The sequence below is a fragment of the Nocardia exalbida NBRC 100660 genome (assembly GCF_000308575.1).
GTDB lineage: Bacteria > Actinomycetota > Actinomycetes > Mycobacteriales > Mycobacteriaceae > Nocardia > Nocardia exalbida.
In genome coordinates, this window is record NZ_BAFZ01000024.1 from 34504 (window position 1) to 54312 (window position 19809).

The 19809-nt window shown below is 67.1% G+C and carries 15 protein-coding genes and 1 pseudogene; 6 read left to right on the forward strand and 10 right to left on the reverse strand.

What is annotated here, in order from left to right:
• Position 1: 1 nt before the first annotated feature.
• Complete coding sequence (locus ON29_RS04835) at positions 2-325, reverse strand: metal-sensitive transcriptional regulator (RefSeq protein WP_040864917.1); 324 nt, start codon at positions 323-325, stop codon at positions 2-4.
• Positions 326-523: 198 nt separating this feature from the next.
• Between ON29_RS04835 and ON29_RS04840 the strand changes: the two genes are divergently transcribed.
• Entirely contained in the window at positions 524-1333 is an 810-nt protein-coding gene (locus ON29_RS04840) for an S-methyl-5'-thioadenosine phosphorylase (protein WP_040864918.1), read from the forward strand.
• Positions 1334-1389: 56 nt separating this feature from the next.
• Here the strand turns inward: ON29_RS04840 and ON29_RS04845 are convergent, their stop codons facing one another.
• Positions 1390-2232, reverse strand: coding sequence for an NAD(P)H-binding protein (locus ON29_RS04845; protein ID WP_040864919.1), 843 nt, complete (start codon positions 2230-2232; stop codon positions 1390-1392).
• A 447-nt stretch (positions 2233-2679) separates the two neighbouring features.
• Between ON29_RS04845 and ON29_RS04850 the strand changes: the two genes are divergently transcribed.
• The gene (locus ON29_RS04850) at positions 2680-3240 is read left to right on the forward strand and encodes an NADPH-dependent FMN reductase (RefSeq protein ID WP_040864920.1); all 561 of its coding nucleotides are present in this window, start codon (positions 2680-2682) and stop codon (positions 3238-3240) included.
• A gap of 40 nt (positions 3241-3280) precedes the next feature.
• Here the strand turns inward: ON29_RS04850 and eccE are convergent, their stop codons facing one another.
• Positions 3281-4924, reverse strand: coding sequence for a type VII secretion protein EccE (gene eccE / locus ON29_RS04855; protein WP_040864921.1), 1644 nt, complete (start codon positions 4922-4924; stop codon positions 3281-3283).
• A gap of 111 nt (positions 4925-5035) precedes the next feature.
• Here eccE and ON29_RS36340 point away from each other — a divergent pair.
• Together ON29_RS36340 and ON29_RS36345 are read left to right on the forward strand one after the other, a co-directional pair.
• Positions 5036-5185: pseudogene (locus tag ON29_RS36340) on the forward strand (type VII secretion protein EccB); the annotation flags it as partial.
• 35 nt (positions 5186-5220) lie between these two features.
• Positions 5221-5457, forward strand: coding sequence for a type VII secretion protein EccB (locus ON29_RS36345; protein WP_040864922.1), 237 nt, complete (start codon positions 5221-5223; stop codon positions 5455-5457).
• A 529-nt stretch (positions 5458-5986) separates the two neighbouring features.
• On the opposite strand, the gene mycP is transcribed toward ON29_RS36345, so the two are convergent.
• Together mycP and eccD are read right to left on the reverse strand one after the other, a co-directional pair.
• Positions 5987-7459, reverse strand: a complete 1473-nt coding sequence (mycP, locus tag ON29_RS04865; RefSeq protein WP_083863241.1) for a type VII secretion-associated serine protease mycosin — start codon at positions 7457-7459, stop codon at positions 5987-5989.
• A 10-nt stretch (positions 7460-7469) separates the two neighbouring features.
• On the reverse strand, positions 7470-8936 hold the full coding sequence (gene eccD, locus ON29_RS04870) for a type VII secretion integral membrane protein EccD (RefSeq protein ID WP_040864923.1): 1467 nt from the start codon (positions 8934-8936) through the stop codon (positions 7470-7472).
• Positions 8937-9106: 170 nt separating this feature from the next.
• On the opposite strand from eccD, the gene ON29_RS04875 reads away from it, so the two are divergent.
• Together ON29_RS04875 and ON29_RS04880 are read left to right on the forward strand one after the other, a co-directional pair.
• Positions 9107-13138, forward strand: a complete 4032-nt coding sequence (locus ON29_RS04875; RefSeq protein WP_040864924.1) for a type VII secretion protein EccC — start codon at positions 9107-9109, stop codon at positions 13136-13138.
• Positions 13138-14574: a type VII secretion-associated protein gene (locus tag ON29_RS04880; RefSeq protein WP_157172657.1), complete on the forward strand. Its 1437-nt coding sequence runs from the start codon at positions 13138-13140 to the stop codon at positions 14572-14574. The genes ON29_RS04875 and ON29_RS04880 overlap by 1 nt, the downstream gene beginning before the upstream one ends.
• Before the next feature lie 102 nt (positions 14575-14676).
• Here ON29_RS04880 and ON29_RS04885 read toward each other — a convergent pair whose 3' ends face one another.
• The 5 genes from ON29_RS04885 to ON29_RS35315 form a co-directional block, all read right to left on the reverse strand.
• The gene (locus ON29_RS04885; RefSeq protein WP_040864926.1) at positions 14677-14979 is read right to left on the reverse strand and encodes a WXG100 family type VII secretion target; all 303 of its coding nucleotides are present in this window, start codon (positions 14977-14979) and stop codon (positions 14677-14679) included.
• 36 nt (positions 14980-15015) lie between these two features.
• Positions 15016-15333, reverse strand: a complete 318-nt coding sequence (locus ON29_RS04890; RefSeq protein WP_039795679.1) for a WXG100 family type VII secretion target — start codon at positions 15331-15333, stop codon at positions 15016-15018.
• A gap of 409 nt (positions 15334-15742) precedes the next feature.
• Complete coding sequence (locus ON29_RS04895; RefSeq protein ID WP_040864948.1) at positions 15743-17272, reverse strand: serine/threonine-protein kinase; 1530 nt, start codon at positions 17270-17272, stop codon at positions 15743-15745.
• Positions 17273-17354: 82 nt separating this feature from the next.
• Positions 17355-18584, reverse strand: a complete 1230-nt coding sequence (locus tag ON29_RS04900; RefSeq protein ID WP_040864927.1) for a DUF7373 family lipoprotein — start codon at positions 18582-18584, stop codon at positions 17355-17357.
• Positions 18581-19780 (reverse strand): DUF7373 family lipoprotein, encoded by a 1200-nt coding sequence (locus ON29_RS35315; RefSeq protein ID WP_245548826.1) that lies wholly within the window; start codon positions 19778-19780, stop codon positions 18581-18583. Before ON29_RS35315 ends, ON29_RS04900 begins: the two co-directional genes overlap by 4 nt.
• Positions 19781-19809 lie beyond the last annotated feature (29 nt).

Sequence of the window (19809 nt, forward strand, 5' to 3'; positions counted from 1 at the left end):
GTCAGGACCGGACCAGGCGGGCGATGGCGTCGGTGGCCTCCTTGATCTTGGCTTCGGCCTCCGGGCCACCCGCGACGGCCGCGTCGACCACGCAGTGGCTGATGTGGTCCTCCAGCAGGCCCATCGCTACCGCCTGCAGGGCTTTCGTCATCGCGGAGACCTGGGTGAGGATGTCGATGCAGTACTTCTCCTCCTCGACCATCCGCTGCAGACCGCGCGCTTGGCCCTCGATGCGCCGCAGCCGCTTGAGGTAGTCGTCTTTGGCGGTGATATAGCCGTGCCCGGCGTGCTCGGCCGCCGTGTGGTCGTGGGGGGAATCTTCCACCGATGTCTCCTCGCTGCCTGCCGGTCGCCGGAACCGGATCAATACCCCCCTAGGGTACAGTTTTCGGGTCGTCTTGTCAGGTCGGACCCGCGTGACGACTACCCGGCGGCCGGCCGCAACAGTCGACGAGCCGCCCCGGAAGCAGGGTAACGCGCAGCCCGCCGCGCGACGGCCGTCGCGGGACGAGACAATCGGGGTATGAGTTCGCACCCCCGGCCCGCGCTCGCCGTCATCGGCGGCAGCGGCTTCTACGATTTCTTCGACAACGAGGCGACCACCATCGAGGTCGAGACTCCCTATGGCGCCCCGAGCGCGGGGATCGCCGTCGGAGAGGTGGAGGGCAGGCAGGTGGCGTTCTTGCCGCGACACGGCAAGAACCACGAATTCGCGCCGCACACCCTGCCCTACCGGGCCAATCTGTGGGCCCTGCGCTCGCTGGGCGTGCGCCGCATCTTCGCGCCCTGCGCGGTGGGCAGCCTGCGGGCGGACTGGGGCCCCGGCACGGTCGCGGTGCCCGATCAGCTGGTCGACCGGACCTCCGGCCGTCCGCAGACCTACTTCGACGGTGGCGGCATTCACGTGTCCTTCGCCGATCCGTACTGCGAGGAACTGCGCGCCGCCGCCATCAAGGCCGAGTCCGACGCGCTGCACATGATGCACGCGGGCACGATGGTCGTGGTCGAGGGACCGCGCTTCTCCACCCGCGCCGAGAGCCGGTGGTTCGCCGCGCAGGGCTGGGACCTGGTGAACATGACCGGTCATCCGGAGGCGGTGCTCGCCCGCGAACTCGAAATGTGCTACGCCGCCGTCGCTCTCGTGACCGATCTGGACGCCGGTCTGGAGGAGGGCGAGGGAGTGCACGCCGTCGACGTCTTCGCCGAGTTCAAACGCAACCTCGCGCCCTTCAAAGAACTCATCCGCCGCGCGGTGGCCGGGGTGGACGGCACCGACACGTGTGACCGCTGCCGCGTCCACGCGGGAGTGTCGCTGCCGTTCGAACTGCCCTGAGTCCGATGGTGGTGACCAGGGCGTTCGGCAGGTTCTGGCCCCTCGGCCGGAAGCCGTCAGCTCGGTGTCGGCGCGAAGGCTTCGGCGTGGTCGTTCGCCCACTGCTCGAAGGTGCGCGGTGATCGGCCGGTCACCTGCTCGACGGTCGGGTAGAGCGTCGCCTCGTCCAGCGTGCCCTCGACGAAGAAGCTGAGGAACGCGTCGACGTACTGCCTCGGCATGGTGGCGGCCAGTTCGGCCTCGGTCTCCGCGTCGCTGAGTTCGTGTGCCACGAGCGGCCGGTTCAGCACCGCGGCGAGCACAGCGACCTGTTCCGCCGGTCGCAGCGCCTGCGGGCCGGTGAGCTCGAGCACCTGCCCGGAGAGTTCGTCTCGCGTGAGCGCCGCGGCCGCGACCGCCGCGATGTCGGCGGGGTCGATCGCGCCGACCCGGACTCCGGGAAACTGCACGCGGACGACGTCGCCCGCGGCGAGTTGCGGCAACCAGCGCAGCGCGTTCGACATGAACGACCGCGGGCGCAGCAGGGTCCAGCTCAGTTCGGAGGCGCGCACCGCGTCCTCGGACAGCGTCATGTAGCGGGATACGGCGTTGTCCATGTCCCGCAGCGCGGCCGAACCGCCGGAGAGCAGCGCGACCCGGCGCACTCCGGCCTTGTTCGCGCGTTCCAGCAGATCCGGCAGGTTGTCGTAGCCGGGGAGCAGGAACATTCCGTCCACGCCGTCCAGTGCGTCGGCCAGCGTCTCCGGGCGATTCAGATCGCCGGTGACGGCCTCGGCGCCCGTCGGGAGCGTCGCCTTGGCGGGGTCGCGCACCAGTGCTCGCACCTGCTCGCCCGACCCGGTGAGAGTCCGCACCAGTTCCGCGCCGACATTGCCGGTGGCGCCGGTTACCAGGATCATTTCGTCTCCGTCTTCGTCTTCCAGTTCGGCGGTGCACAGTGTTCGCGGCCCGCTTACGGCGAGCCGGGCCGCGAACGGGCAATGCTCGGCTCGATGGACTTGGTTGGGCCGATGTTGCGCGAGGGATATACGCGGGATCGAACGCTCGCTGGTCCAGTTGCGGTGCCTTCAGCGCCTGCTCAATGCTGTGCTCGTTCGGGGTGTCTACCGACGCGCGAAGGGTAGGCGTCTGATCGGCCAAAGCGTATCCGCTGTATTGGGGGCCGGGTATTCGCCACTGCCGGGAAGCCGGTTCGCGGCAACTCTTCTGAGTACGTCCGTGGCGGGTGAATTGCGACTTGCGTATCGGTACTTGGGTGGCCCGACAACGGTGGTAGGCCCGGCTCGCGGGGTGTTCCGTGCGCGGCGGTGCCCGGCGGTCGACAGGTCCCGAGTTAGGCTCGCGCGGTGGATACTCCGTTACGGCTCGAGGTCATCGTGGCCAGTGTGCGTCCGGAGCGGTTCGCGCCGGTGGTCGCGGACTGGTTCCTGCGTACGGTGCGCGCCCATCCCGAATTCGACACCGGCGTCATCGATCTCGCGCACACGCCATTGCCGGTGGAACTCACCGAGAACGACGAGACCGTGGCCTATCGCGCGCGTCTGCGGCAGGCCGACGCTTTCGTCGTCGTCACCTCCGAGTACAACCACGGCTACCCGGCGTCGCTGAAGACGGCCTTCGACACCGCGAAGCACGAGTGGCGCGCGAAACCCATCGCTTTCGTCTCCTACGGCGGACTTTCCGGCGGGCTGCGTGCGGTAGAGCAACTACGCCAGGTCGTCGCCGAAATCCACATGGTGTCGGTGCGCGAGACGGTCAGCTTCCACCAGGCCAAGAAGTCGTTCGATGAAACGGGCGACACTCGTGACGGCGCCGCCATCGACGCGGCGGAACGAATGTTGCGCCAATTGGGCTGGTGGGCGCGCACTTTGCGATTCGCCCGCACTGCTGACCCGTATCCCGGTTGACCGCCACCGGGCATGGCTTGGGAGCGGAGACTCGCGATTTCTACTGCGGTTGCATTGCCCGACGGCCGCGCGGCTGACCGATGTAGGTGGCTTCGCTGGGAATGGACACCAGGGTCAGGTCGACCTGCGCGGTGCCGGTGCGCAGCACCACATGGTTGCCGATCGCGCCGGGCTGGTGGATGGCCAAGTCGGGACGGCTGGCGGGCCAGCCCATCGGGTCACCGGTGACATAGATGGTGGTGACGCCCGCGTGCGGGGCGGGCGCGAGCACCCCGTCCACCACCGTGGCGGTGAATCCCGCGTCGGACTGATGTGTTTCGGCCGCGATGGTCAGTCGCTCCGGATTGCCGATCGTGGTGACCAGGTTCTCCCATGCCCGCGCCCGATCGGTGCGGATCAGGATCCGTTCGCCGACCGCGAGCGCGCGGAACACCAACTGCTGCGCCAGATACAACTCGCCCGCGACGTACACCGTCGAGATACCCGCGCCGACGATGCGGACCGCCACACCGTTTCCCTCGTCGTCCGACCCGATCAGCTGGCCGCAGCCGGAGGAGGGCAGGTGCAGATCGTCGACGATGTCGATCAGGTGCTCGATCATCGGGACGGTGTCGTCCACACCGGGAACCGCGAGCGGCAGATGAGCAAGCAGCCCGTCGCGGTGGCGTCCGTTCATCGAGATCATGCCCGGCAACTCGGACCGTTCCGGCAGTTCCCGCGCGGTCAGCCGCCACGCGGCGCCGATGCTCACCGAGTCGGCCGAACTGCCGGGGCGCAGCCGCACCGCCACCGTCGTTCCGCGCGAGGGAGCCACCCAGAGCTGGGCGAGCAGATCGGACGCGAGCCGCTTGGGATCCACGGCGCTGCCGATGTTCACGTTGTTGCCGATTTCGGCATAGCGCCAGCGGTGTTCGAGCGTGCGCGGGTCGTAGCCACCGGTGATCTGCAGGACCGCTTTGCGGATCTCGGGCGCCGTCAGGATGCGGGCGTTGCAGTCGGCGTCCTCGAGTGTGCGCATGATCCGCTGGGTGGCGATGGTGACCGCGCGTGAGGCGCCTTCCGCTCCGCCGCCGCGCCGGTCCGCGGCCTCCGGGCAGGCCACCGCGTCGAAACCGATCGCGAGCCACACCGTGCGGTGGGCGGTGGCGGGCAGCGGGCCGAGCAGCGATTCGTAGATCTTGCCCGCTGGTGTGCCGGAACGGCTGCGGTGCCCGTGGCTGATGATGTCGATGCCGCTGAGCAGGATGTCGTGCTGGTTCAGGCATTTCGCCAGCTCGGCGAGCGGAAGCAGGTGCGAGGCGTGCACCGTGGTGCGGGCGATCCTGGTCAGCCCGCCGGGCGGGGGCAGCACCTCGACCACCGTCACCACGCGGCTGCCGTCCCAGTACAGGCCGAGCGAACGTCCGTCCGTGCCGCGGAAGTCGACGGTGTCGCCGAGTTCGTAGTCACGATGGGTGAGATAGCGCCAATACGTACCGATCCAGTCCAGCAGGGTGCGTTTGGCGACGGGAACCAGCGGGATCAACGCGACGACCACCGCCACGGCGAAGGCGGGAAGGCCGGGCAGTCCGGCGAACAGCGCGACGACTCCGGCGATCAGCCCGATGATCTGCGCGATCAGCAGGTTCTGCATCGAGACGCGCCCGAGAAGCGGTCGTGGTCCCGCGCCTGCCGGTTCCGCCATCCTCGTCCCCCAAAGTACCCGAAATCGGCCGATTCGCTGTGGCCGAGCTGAACAAGAGTCCCCGGGAACTGTACTGTGTTCCGAACGTGAGCACTGTTCGGGGGAGGAATAGTGCCTTCGAAACCCACCACACGCTGGCAGTGCGGCTACCGCTTTCTGGTCCGGCGGATGGAGCACGCCTTGGTGCGCCGGGACGCGCGAATGCTGCACGACCCCATGCGATCCCAGTCCCGCGCCTACGCGGCGGGACTGATCCTGGCGAGGGCGAGGGGCGGGCCTGGACGGTGTGTGATTCGTTGAAGACGGACGGCACCGACGACCGCAGCACCTCCGTTCTCATCGGCGACCCGGAACTCGGTGACAAGGCATCAGGTCGGGACAAGGAATCGGGCGTGACCCCGGAACCCGCGCCCTGGCCGATCGTCGGACTGCTCGCGAGCGGCCCCGCCCTCAGCCGTGAGGGCGCTATGGTCGACGACGGTGTCGCTCCGGATTCCTCACCCGCTAGGCAGCCGGTGGCTTCGGCGAAATAATCCCGTGGCCGATGTCTGACGCCTGGCCCATGACCATGACGTAGATCACTGGTCTGACTTCTGCTGGGCGGGAACCGAACTCCTCCAACCGACATCCAACCCATGTGACGGACCAAGTTTTGTTTCCAAGGTTCGTCGCCACATTGCCGTGCAGCAACTGCTGAACGGTGGGTCAGGGAAGGGGTTCGCATGAATAGTAAGGTTTCGGTGCTGGCATCGCTTGCTGCATCGGTTGCCGTAATCGGGGGAGTCTGTGCGTTCAATGCCGGGCCTGCGTACGCGGATCCGCTTGTCGAATACCGCAGTTCGGAAGCATGTGAGAAGGAGGCGGCGAGGCGCAACGCCGACTATCAGAGGCAAAATGCGAACTCGACTGCCCCTGGCGTCACTTTTTACTGTGAGCCGTGGGAGTGGGTGGAAAACAAATCGTGGGGCTTGTTTGTCAAGGCCAATTCTTACCCCTGACCCGAGTCGCATGATTCCGAGCGGTTGTAGCCCCTGGGCGACAGCTACAACCGTTTCCGGCCGGTCACTCGTCCTCCCGGATGCCGAATCGGCGGCGGATCGGGAATGAGGCGAGCATGCCCAGAACCAGTAGTCCGGCGATGCCGCCGCTGCCGATCAGCGCCACGTTTCGTGTGCGATGGTCGGGCGGTGGGGTCGGCGCCGGAACTTGCAACTGCATACTGGAGGCTGCCGCAGGCCGCTTGGGTGGGAGCGTTTTCGGTACTTCGGCGGTCAGCGCGGCAATCGGATCGACAGCGCCGTAGCCGACGTAGGGGTTCCACCCTTCTGCAGGGGCGTGGGCGGTGGCCTCGATGCGTTTGATGACCTCCAGAGCGCTCAGCTCCGGGAAACGTGCTCGCACCAGTGCGGCTACGCCTGAGACCAGCGGGGTGGCAAAACTGGTGCCCTGAATCGGCCCGAGTTTTCCTGATTGCTGCACGCTGCCGACTTGGACGGCAGTACCTTTGCTGTTCGGCTCATTGAACAGTGGATCTAGGGAAGTGATGTTCTCGCCGGGCGCCGCCACGCCCAGCCATGGCCCGGGCACTGTGAAGGTTGACGGCTGGCCGTTCCCGTTGATGGAACCGACAGCGAGCACGTAGTCGTCATAACGGGCCGGGGATACGTTCAGGTCTACTTTGCCCCATGGGTCGCCGGCGGGATCGAGAGGATCTATGATCGCGTTGGAGCCCTTGCAACCGTCGGCGCTCTCGCCGCTGTTGCCGGCTGCTACCACCACGACCACGTCCTTCTCGATGGCGGCATACCGGACAGCGGCACCCAGATCGGTGTCTTCGAAAGGCTCAGAAGTCGGCTTGCACGCGACTTCGGATACATTGATCACGCTCGCTCCCATGTCCGCAGCACGACGGATCGCCGACGCCATGGTTCGAGTGGTGCCGTACCCCTGGGGTAGCGCATCGGGCCCTTTGTCCCGGTTCGCGCCCTCTTTCTGGTACAGCTTGCTGGTCTGGCGGATAGTGAGGATTCGCGCCTCCGGGGCGACTCCAGAGAAGCCCTGACCGTCGACCTCTGTCGCCGCTATCAGCCCCGCGACCAACGTCCCATGCGCATCGCAGTCCTCGGTTCCGTCACCATTGCTCACATAGTCGCCGCCCGCGATCAATCCCGGTAGGCGCGGATGACGCGCGACACCGGTGTCGATGACGGCCACGAGTTGGCCTGCGCCCTTGGAGAATCGCCAGGCGTGCTCCAGGTCGAGGGACCGTTGTGCTTCTGGGGTGGAGGGCCCGTTGCCTCCGGAGCCGGTACTGGCGCACGGAGTATTCGACGCCCGCTCGGTCTTGTCGGGCGGAGCGGCCGGCTCACCCGGCGGCGGTGGCGTATTCGGGCTCACGGTGGGCTTCTCTGCTCGTGCATCCGGGATTCCGCCGGGTGCGCCGAGCCCGACGGAGACGCCGAGCGCCAGCACACATGCTGCCGTCGCTAACCGAACCGCCCGGAAACAACTGTCGTGCCGCTGTTTCGAACTCATCGGCCCGAGCTCACAGCCCGCGGACGAGGGCGTAGAGATCCGTCACCCAGAAGACCAGCGGCAGTACCGCGGCGACGAACGTGTACTCGAGCAGTTCGACGCCGCGGCGCATCGGCGGGGTGGCCGACTGGTTCGGGATGATGATGCCGAGGATCAGCGCCGCGACCAGGACCACCATCGCCGCGCCGAAGACGGCCAGCGGCTGGTGCATCGCGAAACCGGCGCCCACCAGCATGATCAGCACGATGCCCGCGCCACCGGCGATGAGCACGACGGCCTGCTCCGCGCCCGCGTAGGTGCGGCTGCGGAACATCAGCACCGCCGCGCAGACCAGTGCGAGCGCGATGCCCTGCCAGTACGGGTCGTCGGAGGCCGGGTCGGTGGCGGCGATCGCGCCCGCGGCGGTGACCAGCGTGGTCGCCGCGACCAGGCCCGCGAGGTACTTGCGGGCGTGATCCGACTTCACCCGCAGCGCCTCCATGGTCGGCAGCGCGCGGTGATCGTCCGGGTCGTCCTCGGTGGGATCGATGGGGGTGCCGGGCGAAGGGACCGGCGGCAGCGGCAGTTTCGCCAGCAGCATGGACACCCGGGGCGCCAGGGAGAGCCCGCCGAGGCCGAGCGCCGCCGCGCCCGCGCCGATCGCGCGCTCCGGATGGTCGGTGAGCAGACCGACCAGCGCCGCGGGCACCGCGTACGTCGCGAGCGTAGCCACGCCGATGAACAACGCGAGACCGACGCCGATGACCCGCCAGGCCAGGATCGCCGTCGCCCCCGCGAGAACCGATCCGAGCAGGATATGCGCCCAGCCGTAATCGTCCGGCACGAAAAGCATGCCCGCGCTGAACGCGGGGGGCAGTGCGCACCCGCCGAGCACCAGTGCCGTGCCGGTGTCGCCGTACATCCTGCTCAGCACCATCGCGCTCACGACGAGCAGAATCGCGACAATCAGCGCGATCGAGCCGCCCACCCCGATCGGCAGCGAGCCGGGGGACAACAGCAGACCCAGGCAGCCCACCATCATGGTGATCGCCGCGAGCACCGAGCCGGTGATCCGCGCGATCCGCGGGGTCCAGCTGCGGTAGTGGTCGGTGTCGGCGATCGCGACGTTGTACATGATGTCGTCGAACAGCGGTGTCGGCGCGGTGTGCGAGGCGCTTTCCAGCATCAGTAGTTCGCCGTCGCGGACACCGTGTTCGCCGAGGCTGAGCGAGTTCGAGAACGGCGGGTGGCCGATCCGGGCGAGCACCCATTCCGCGGGCTCGTAACGCTCGCCCTCGTTGTCGAAATCGTTGCTGCGGCTGTGCTGGGCGACCATGTCGACCACACTCGGAATCACCAGCGCGACCGGCACGTCGACCGGTATGGCCATGTCGACCTGAGTGTGCTTGGCCAGAATCGTCACCCGGGCGAGATCGGGAGCGCGGACGATCCCGCGCGAGGATTCTTCGTCGATGTGGTCAAGTCGCGCGTGCGTCAAGCTTCCCCCAACTCGGTCTTCTACCTCGTGATTCCGCGGCCCCGCAGGCCGGGGGAGAGCTTGCGAACCCACGGTCCGGGCAGCAGAATGCTGGTCGAACTGTACGACATGTCGGCTGTGACCTCTACACTGAGGCCGGATCACAGCTGGCCGAAGGGGGAATCTCGTCGATGAGCACTGTCCGCTTCCAGCGCCGTGCGCGCCGCGAGATGCCTCGAACACCCGGTGGCGAGGTCACGCTGCAGCCCCCGCCCGAAATCCCCCGGGTCACACCGGGAAACCTCGTCATGAAGCTCATGCCCGTCGTGATGGTGATCGGCATGGTCGGCATGATGGCGTTGCTGTTCACCCAGGGCGGCGGTATCGCCTCCAACCCGATGAGCATGATGTTCCCGCTCATGATGATGTTCTCGATGGTCGGCATGTTCGCCGGTCAGGGCGGAGGAAAGGGGCAGAAGGCCGCCGAGGCGAACGAGGATCGCAAGGATTACCTGCGTTACCTCGACCAGGTTCGTAAGGACGTCGACGAGACCGCCGCGCAGCAGCGGGCTTCCGTCGAATGGAGCCACCCGGAGCCGGGACTGGTCTGGATGCTCGCGGGCACCAGCCGCATGTGGGAACGACGGGCGGGGGACAAGGACTTCTGCCATGCCCGCATCGGTCTCGGCGGGCAGCGCCTGGCCACCAGGCTGGTCGCCCCCGAGACCGGCCCGGTCGAGGAACTCGAGCCGATCGCCGCCGTCTCGCTGCGCCGCTTCGTGCGCGCCCATTCGACCGTGCCCGACCTGCCGACCGCCATCGCGGTCAAGGGCTTCGCCACCATCGCGCTGGACGGCGACCGGGCACAGGCGCGCGATATGACCCGCGCGATGCTGGTGCAGCTGTGCATGTTCCAGGCGCCGGACCAGGTGCTCGTCGCGGTCGTCTGCGGACCGGACACCGCGCCGGAGTGGGAGTGGACCAAGTGGCTCCCGCACACCCAGCATCCCGACGCGCAGGACGGCATCGGCACCCAGCGCATGTTCTACGGTTCGATCCGGGAGGCCATGGCCGGGTTGCATCCGTTGCTCGGCAATCGGGTCAGGTACTCGCGCAACCAGCCGGCCAACGCGAACATGGTGCACATCGTCTTCGTGGTCGACGGCGGTCTGCTCGAGGCCGAGGACGACCAACTGCGCGAGTCCGGCTACGAGGGCGTCACCATCATCGACCTGTGCGGTTACGCGCCGCGCTTGGCGGTGTCGCGCGGCATCAAGATGATCGTCGAGAACGGCGAGTGCGTCGGCCGTGGCGCCACCGGCAATCAGGAGCGCTTCGCACTGATCGACCGGATCAGCCCCGAGCAGGCGCAGCAGGTGGCGCGCAGGCTCGCGCCCTATCGTGCGGCCACGCAGCGCAGCAGCGACGTGGAAACCGATGACTCCGAGGTGATCTCGACTTGGAGCCAGCTGATGGGTCTCGGCGACATCGGCGCGTTCAACCCGGAACACGCCTGGCGGCCGCGCTACGGACGGGAACGCCTGCGCGTGCCGTTCGGGGTGGGCGCCGACGGCCTTCCGGTGGAGCTGGACATCAAGGAGGCCGCCGAGAACGGCATGGGCCCGCACGGTCTGTGCATCGGCGCCACCGGTTCCGGTAAGTCGGAGTTCCTGCGCACCCTCGTGCTCAGCCTGCTGGCCACGCACTCACCCGACCAGTTGAACCTGGTGCTGGTCGACTTCAAAGGCGGCGCGACGTTCCTCGGCTTGGAGGGTGTTCCGCACGTCGCGGCCGTCATCACCAACCTGGAGGAAGAGGCCGACCTCGTCGACCGTATGAAGGATGCCCTGGCCGGTGAGATGAACCGCCGCCAGGAAGTGCTGCGGGCCGCGGGCAACTTCGCCAACGTCTCCGAGTACGAGAAGGCCAGGGCGGCGGGCGCCGACCTGGATCCGCTGCCCGCGCTGTTCGTGGTGCTCGACGAGTTCTCCGAACTGCTCACCCAGCACCCGGATTTCGCGGAGCTGTTCGTCATGATCGGCCGCCTCGGCCGCTCGCTGCACGTACATTTGCTGCTCGCCTCGCAGCGCCTGGAAGAAGGCAAGCTCAAGGGCCTGGAGGCCCACCTGTCCTACCGCATCGGCCTGAAGACGTTCTCCGCCAACGAGTCCCGTCAGGTGCTCGGTGTGCCGGATGCCTACAACCTGCCGAACAACCCCGGCGGCGGTTACCTGAAGGCGGACTCCGGCGAGATCCAGCGCTTCCAGGCTTCCTATGTCTCCGGCCAGTATGTCGGCGGTGGCTCGCAGCGCGACATGATCGTGGCCACGCAGTCCGGCGAGATCGACGTCAAGGCAAGACAGTTCACCGCGACGCATGTCGACTTCCGCGCGGCGGACCGCGTTCCGCTGCCGCCCGAACCGAGCCTCGAGCAGGAGCAGGACGAGGACGGCGAGCAGCTGTCCAACCTGAACATGCTGGTCTCCCGGATCCGCGGCCACGGCCGCCCGGCACACGAGATCTGGTTGCCGCCGCTGGACGAGGCGCCGACGCTGGACCAGCTCCTCCCGCGCTCCCTCCTCACCGGCGAGTACTCCGCGGTGTCCACGCTGCGTGCGCCGATCGGCATCGTCGACCGGCCCTACGACCAGCGCCGCGACCCGATGGTCATCGACCTGTCCGGCGCCCGTGGCAATGTCGCCATTGTCGGCGGTCCGCAGTCCGGTAAATCGACGGCGCTGCGCACCCTCATCATGGCGATGTCGTTGACGCACACCGCCGAGCAGGTGCAGTTCTACTGCCTCGACTTCGGTGGCGGCACCATGTCGAGCCTGCAAGGATTGCCGCACGTCGGCTCGGTCGCCAGCCGATTGGACGAGGACCAGGTCCGGCGCACCATCGCGGAGATGACCACCATCGTCCGGCAGCGCGAGGCGCGCTTCCGGCAACTCGGCATCGAATCGATGACGGACTTCCGCAGACTGCGCGCGATGGACCCGGCCAGTAGTCCGGGCGCCGCAGGCGCGCACGAGGATCCGTTCGGCGACGTGTTCCTGGTGATCGACGGCTTCAGCTCGATCCGCCAGGACTTCGAGATGCTCGAGCAGACCATCATGAACCTCGCCGTGCAGGGTCTGTCCTACGGTGTGCACGTGGTCATCGCGCTGAACCGCTGGGCGGAGGCGCGGCCCGCGCTGAAGGACCAGATCGGCACCAGGATCGAGTTGCGCCTCGGTGATCCGATGGACTCCGATCTGGGTCGCAAGTTCGCCTCGCTGGTCCCGCAAGGGCGGCCCGGCCGCGGTATGACCCCCGAGTGCCTGCACATGCTGACCGGCCTGCCCCGCATCGACGGCACCCCCGACCCGACCAACCTCACCCAGGCCGTCGCGGACGCGGTCGCCACCATCGCCAGGCTGACACCGGGCCGTCATGCCCCGCAGGTGCGCATGCTGCCCGAACAGCTTCCGCGCGAACAACTGCTGTACCTGGCAGGCGATTGGCCCTCGCAGGTCGACCCGAACACGAAGTGCCTGCGGATCCCGTTCGGTATCAACGAATCCGAGCTGGCGCCGGTGTACATCGACTTCGCGGAGAGCCCGCACTTCATCATCATCGGTGACACCGAATCGGGGAAGACGACGCTGTTGCGTTCGCTGATCGAGGGCATCGCCGCGTCCAACACCCCCGACAAGGCCCGCTTCATTCTCGGCGACTACCGGCGCGGCATGCTCGGGCTCGTCCCGGAGGGGTACCTCGCGGGCTATGGCTCCACGGCGCCGCAGTTCACCCAGAACATGAACGACCTGGCGGCCTATGTCAGCAAGCGCACTCCCGGCTCGGATGTCACTCCGCAGCAGTTGCGGGATCGCTCGTGGTGGAGCGGGCCGGAGCTGTACGTGATCATCGACGATTACGACTTGGTCGCCACCTCCGCGGGCAACCCGGTCCAGGCGCTGCTCGAGCACTTGCCGCACGCCAGGGACCTCGGCTTCCACGTGATCATCGCCCGGCGTTCGGGTGGCGCGAGCAGGGCGATGTTCGAGGCGACGCTGGCCAGGATGCGGGACCTGGGCTCGGCGGGCCTGATCCTGAGCTGCAGCAAGGACGAAGGCGTCCTGATGGGCACCAAGCGGCCGAGTCCGATGCCGCCGGGCCGAGGCACCTATGTCACCCGGAATATGGAGGGCCTGGTTCAGACGGCGTGGATGCCGTCGCCCTGATGTCCGAGGTCGAGCTCGTCGTCACGGAAGCGCGTATCTGGGCGCGCGGCGCCGACACGCACTGGGACATGCCGCCCTCGGTTGTTCTGGGCAGCAACGATTTCGACCTCGTGGTGGGGCAGCCGCTGACGCCGCCCACCCAGGTCGGTTCGGTGATCCAGTTCGTGCCCGCCGACGCCATCGCCCTACCGCCTCGCACGCCTTCGGTGGTGGACGCGATGGGCGCTGTCTTCGCAGGTCTACTCGAAAAACTGCGTGTCGCGGCCCCGTGTGCCCGGATGACATTGATCTGCCCCACCGAATGGGGCGCCGGCCGTCGCGGTGTGCTCGACCAGGCGGCGCGCCGCTACGCCACGGACGTCGTATTCGAGGACATCGCAGTGCGTTCGGTCGCGTCCGACGAGGGCACCAGCCATAGCAGGCGAACCCTGGTACTGGAGTTCGGAATGCTGGCCACCACGGCCTCAGCGGTCATCCGCAGCCATCGCGGCGTGCATCTCGAATCCTGTGAATACGAGCCGACCCTCGCCTTGGCCGAAATCACCGCGGAATCAGCGGGATACGCCGGTTTGTGCAACTTGATCGCTCGGTTGCTGGACAGCGGTCCGATCGATCTCGTGCAGGTGGTCGCTATCGCGGATCCCCCGAAACTCGACCTGCTCCGTGCCGCGATCGATCAGACCGCGGGCGCCGAGGTCGAGCTACGTACCGTCGCCGGTGCCGATCTCGTCCAGGGTCGTCGGGCCGAGCCGAACGACCGCCGCGAAGCGTCGACCGCCCCCACCGAGTGGATGCAATCGCTCCGGGAACGCGCCGCTGCCCAGCAGCCCCGACACGACACCGCGCGTTTCGCGGTCGCCGCCGTCGCGGCCTTGGCAGTCGTCGTTCTGATCGTCGCCGGTGCGGTCATCTTGTCCGGTCGCCGAGGTGAGGAGACGGCAGCGGCGCCGGGCACGGGAGTGGCATCGCCGATCGCCGCGCCGCCGCCGATCGGCCCGCCGGATGAAGCGCCACCGGAAGCATTCGGCCGCCTCCGATTCCGCGTCCCGCCCGGCTGGCGCGTCACCCAATCGCCCGATACCGGACGTGCTCGTCTCGATTTGGTGCCCGAAGCCGGTGCTCGGCAGCGAATCACGGTGATGCAGGCACCGCTGACGGCGTCGTCCAGTTATGCGCAGGTCGCGGCGAAGCTGGAGACACAGATGGCTCAGCGGCCACCGGGGGTACTGACCGACTTGCAGCGCGACGTCATGTTCGGTGGCCGTTCCGGCTTGGCCTACCTGGAACATCCGGAAGACGGATCAACCGTTCACTGGCATGTTCTGCTGGAGTTCGGGATTCAGATCAGTATCGGCTGCCAGTACGCGGGAGACGAGTGGGGGCAATTGGAGGCCCCGTGCTCGCATTTCGGAGACACCGTCCGCGTCGTCCCGTGACCTGCGCGGCCGTGCCGTACTTGATCGAATGTTGCTCTGTGCAGAACGATTCGAGCCCCCGGTACCGAAGTACCGGGGGCTCGAATCAGCCGAGACGGGATCTCAGAAGAGGCCCGCCAGCGCGGTGTCGGTGCCCTGCAGGTCGGAGTTTCCGCTGCTGACCATCTTGCCCGCGCTTTCCAGCGTGGTGTTGAGCTGCGTGACCTGTGTGTTCCACTGGGCCTGCAGTGAGGCGAACGCGTCGTTCGCGTCACCCTTCCAGTAGTTCGTCACGAAGTCGGTGACCTGCTTGTGGAAATCCTCGAGCATGGTCATGACGCTGCGCGCCTCGGCCACGATGGACTGGGCGCCCGCCTCGACCTCACCGAAGTTAGAGGCAATCCGACCGGGATCGTTCGCTACCATGTGGAGCTCCTTGTTGTCTGTGGTACGGCTATCGGATCAGGGAAGGTCCAGGCTGGAGGCCTGCGCGGCCACCTGCTGGGCGAACTGCTGGTCCTGATCGGCGAACTTCCGTCCAGCGTGGGCGAGCTTGTCCGACGTCTGATCCAGCTGGTCGTTCAGCTTCCGCGCCTGGGCGAAGTAGCTGTCCATGAAGGTGTCGAACGCCTGACGCGCCGCACCGCTCCAGGTGGCGGTGGTCTGATCCGACTTGCTGTTCAGTGCGGTGATCGCGGTCTGCAGATCCTGGTGCCGCTGCCGGCAGTTGTCCACAAACTTCGAGATCGCCTCTTCACTCGCTTCGAGCTGTCCTGCCATTTCGGCTCCTTTCGGTTCCCGTCTCGGCCAACGGCGGAAGCCTCAGTTGGCCTGTACATCTGGTTGGACGCGGTGTGGCTCTGATCGGTTCCATCCGACTCGAAATAGTTCGGCATCGCCCCACGGGATCAGGACCCTGCGCCCTTCGGCCCGGCTCTTCCGTGATTTCGGCGGCCGCGTACGGGCCTGCTCGGAAGACCACGACGCAATCCGGGTCCGCATGACTTGTAATGCCAGCGCTCGGCTCCCCTCCTTCCCCCTGCTCGCTGCTGTAATGATCGGCGAGTGGGCTGGCTGCGGTACACCTTACCGAACGCCTAAGTTCGCCGCTACCAGCAGAATGCCGAAATCCAGTGGTCGCGGAATTCGAAAAGCCAACGAAGCCTTCGCTTCAGCGAAGGTGACCGAATCACTTCACGCGATTGCGCAGCACCGGTACCAGACGGTCGAGCAGGGTCTGTTCGGACGATTCGCTCCAATTGCGGACCGCGGCGACGGCGGCGGGATCGTCCAGCGGAATCACCGTGGCGCGCGTGCCCGCCACTTGGTAGGGCAGACCGAGCAGTCCACCGCCACCGGCCTTTTCGTCGCTGCGCACGGCCAGCACGTAGCCGTCCGCCGCGGCCTCCAGCCTGGTGGAGCCGGTCAGTTCCCGAGGCGATGCCTCGTCGCCTTGACGTGCGTAGTTGAGGTTGTAGACGAATCCGAGATCTTCCAGGAATTTCGTCTGCGGGGTGCCACCCAGGAAGATCGAGACCTGCGAGCCGCGTGGCACATCCACCATCGTGATCGTCTTGCCCCGGAACACCGGATTGTCCGCCCGCGCCCGGTCCAGCGGCGCCAGGGCGGCCGTGCTGCTCGGCGTGGCGGCCGCGGACGCGGGGCCCGACTCGTCCCGGTTCAGCGCCCAGATGCCGATTCCCGCGGCGAGGGCGACGGTCACGATGCCGGCGGCCGCGGCGAGCAGCCAGTTCTTGCGCGGGGGTGCGGCGGTCACCCGACCGGAGACGGCGACTCGGGGATCGGTTCCCGGCCGCGGATCGAAGACCTGGACCGGATAAGTGGGGGAAGTGTTGGTGGCCACGGGGTTGTAGCCGGGAGTGAGTGCGCTCGCGGCGGCGTCGGTGAACTCGCGGCAGCTGTGGAATCGTTCGGCCGGGTTCTTCGCCAAGGCTCGGGCGAAGACATGGTCGATGGCCTGCGGAAGGCCGGGATTGACCGCGGTGGCCAGCGGCGGAGGCTCGTGCAGATGGCCCATCATCACCAGCGCGGGTTGCGTTCCCGGGTAGGGGTTACGACCGGTGAGCAGTTTGAAGAACGAGCACGCGAGGCTGTAGACATCGGCGCGGTGGTCGAGCGGGCTGCCGGTGAGCTGCTCGGGCGGGGCGTAGGCGATGGTGGCGACGAAACTGCCGGTCTGGGTGAGTTCGGTGGTGTCGTCATTGGATTTCGCGACGCCGAAATCCGTGAGCAGGACGCGTTCTTCTTCACCGTCGGCCGGGGAGGAAAGCAGGAAATTCGCCGGTTTGACATCACGGTGCAGCAGGCCCTTACGGTGCGCGTAATCGAGCCCTTTACCGACCTCGGTCGTAATACGCAGGGCGCGCAGCGGATTCATCGCGTGCGGATCACGGGCCAGTTCGGCGGCGGCATCGGTGCCGTCGACGTATTGCATGGCGATCCACAACTGGCCGTGTTCCTCACCGCGGTTGTAGACCGAGACGATGTTCGGATGGTCGAGCCCGGCGGCGAGATTTGCTTCGCGTTCGAAACGGGTGCGGAACTCGTAGTCGCGGCTGAGTTCGCCCCCGAGCACCTTCAGCGCGTCGGTTCTTGGCAGGCTGGGATGTTTGGCCAGATACACCGTGCCCATGCCGCCCGCGCCGAGCACCCGCAGGATGCGGTACCCGCCGACGATGGTCCCGGGGCTCATCGGCATCTTCACGATCTCCTGACTCCACGCGGGCCGCTGGCGTTCGCCCCGCAGCATACTCGACCCGATGTACGACGAAAATGCGGCATTATCGGCTGTTCGCGAAAACGGAATATTGTGCGGCAGCGCGCTGCTGAGCGTCCAGCAGTTGATTCGCCGCGACGAATCCGACGTATTCTTTGTACGCGACGACGCAGCTGAATCGCCGGTCGTCGAATAGTCCGGACCGGTTCTCCACACATGCCGAATCGGGCAGATGCGGCGGCGGATCTGCCGGACCGGCAACCACCGTTGGCGTGATACGTTCCGTGACAACCCGCCGCGCCGTCTCCGCATCGGCGGTGCGGATCACCAATGTGTCGCCGTTGGCCGCGAATTTCTGGGCGCCCATCGCTGTGAAACGTTGTTTCGCGTAGTCGAGGTCTCCGGTGTATTGCATGATTCCGCGCAGACCGAACAGCGCGTTCGAATCGTCGTAGCTCGGCGACTGGACCTTGGACGGATTCAGGGTGCGGCTCAGCAGATGGTCGGGGTCCCAGGGCAACCGCAGCATCTCTTCTTCGGTCAGCGGAGGGAGCTGGTCGAGCAGGGGCAGCTGAACGTCGTACGCCTTCTCCGCCAGCGCGACGAGCGCGGCACGGTCGGGAGCGTTGGCCGAAAGGAGGAACGCCACCACGTAGGAGCCGTGCGCGAGGATCGTGCGCAGGAAAGGCGAACCGGGACGCCAGTGCGCTCGCGCCTGTGGCTGCCGCGGCAGTGTGACCGGCTCGTTCTGCTCGCGGTAGGCGCCGAAATCGGCCTCGTAGAACTCGGTCGCGGCCTGCCGCGCGCGCTCCGGGTCGGGGAACTGCATGACGATCGTGCCGACCGTCGTGGAATTGGGCCGGGGCTTGGTCGGCCATCCCGACGCGATCAGGCTGATGTCCTGATCCGAGCCGTTGGTGTGGAACCCGAACATCATCCGGTTGCGTTCCGCGATCGGCCGCAGGTCTGCCGGGTTCCCGAGTTCGCCGGGCAGCGTCCCTTTGCTGATGCTGGAGGGCGTCCAGCTGTATTTCATCCTGGGGTCGATGTCGTAGGCCGACGCGACGTGGTCGGCCAGCCGCATCGCGGCAACCTTGTTCATGTCGATGAACAGCGGCTGGTAGTCGTCGTCGTGCGCGTTCGGCGGCTCGGTGGGGTAGTTGCCGGTGTCGAGATCGCGAATGTCGATCTCACCCGGCTGCGCGGCCCCCGTCATCGTCGAACCACAGCCGGTGAGGAGCGCGGCGGTCACGGTGCACGCGAGCACGGCGACGGCGGTGCGGAGTTTCGTCATGCGGCATTCACCAACAATGCGTACTGGGCGGAGATGCGCTGTTGCGCGTCGAGCAGCTGATGCGACCACGCGAACGCCGTGTAGCGGTCGTAGGCCACCGAGCAGTAGAACCGGACGACCACCGTCTTGTTGCCGATGTATTCCTTGCAGTGGGCGGCGAGCAGGCCTTTCGGCGACTCGGCGGCGCGGAATTTCTTCGACAGCCCGCCGCGCTGCTCGCGTAACTGAACGGCGGCGTCGGCGTCGCGCGTGCGGAACAGATCGGTCCCGTCGGTGGCGTACCGATCGACCCCCGCGGCTTCGATGATCCTGCGGTCCTCGGCCGAATCGGTGGTGAAGTGCAGGGCGCCCGCGCCGGTGTACGCGCCCGGCGGGTCGATCCAGGAGTCTTCCCGGGGCCGCGGCAGCGCCCGGTTGAGCATGCCGTCCATATCGATCGGCGCTGTCATCAGCTGATCGACGGGGGTCGGAGTGAACCGGCCGATCGCCGGGACGACGGTGTCGAGGCTCTTCTCGACCAGGCTGAGCAGCGGCGGAAGGTCCACCTTCTCCAGGAAGATCTTCACGTAGTCGAAGATCCAGGTGTAGACGACGAATTTGCCGGTGGCGAACCACGACCCGATCGACTGTTCCTGCGGCTGCCAATGGGCGTGCGCGGCGGGGTACTTCGGGATCTGCACCGGCGTGTTCCGGTTGTTCGCCTCGAAGTCGACGCGTTCCAAAGCAGCGGCGGCCGCGGCCGCCTTCTGCTCGTCCGGGAAGATCAGCACGGCGTTGACCAGGTCGGTGCCGCGGTTGTCCGGCGCGCTGCCCGCGCTGCTGAGGAACCCGGCGACGAAATCCGGTGCGGCCTCCGCGAAGCGGGAGACCTGCATGATGCGGCCGAGCGAACCTTTCGGATCGATGAACACCTTGGCGATGGACGGATTCGCGGAAACGAACGCCGGGTCGATATCCGATGACAGCGGGACGAAGTTCGCCAGCCGCTCCGCCTCGATCATGCGCGCCTGCTCGGGATTCTTCGCCGTAGCGAGCGCACGTGGCTTCGTCGGGTAATTGCCCACGTCGAGCTGAGCCAGATCGACAGGCTGCGCGGGCCGCTCCGTCGCGGCCTCTGAGCCGTCGCACGCGCCGCCGCCCAAGGCGACAGCGCCGGCCAGCACCAGGGCACAGGCGGTTCGAATCGGTCTGGACATAGCGCCGTGCTGCACTCTTCCCTCCCCTG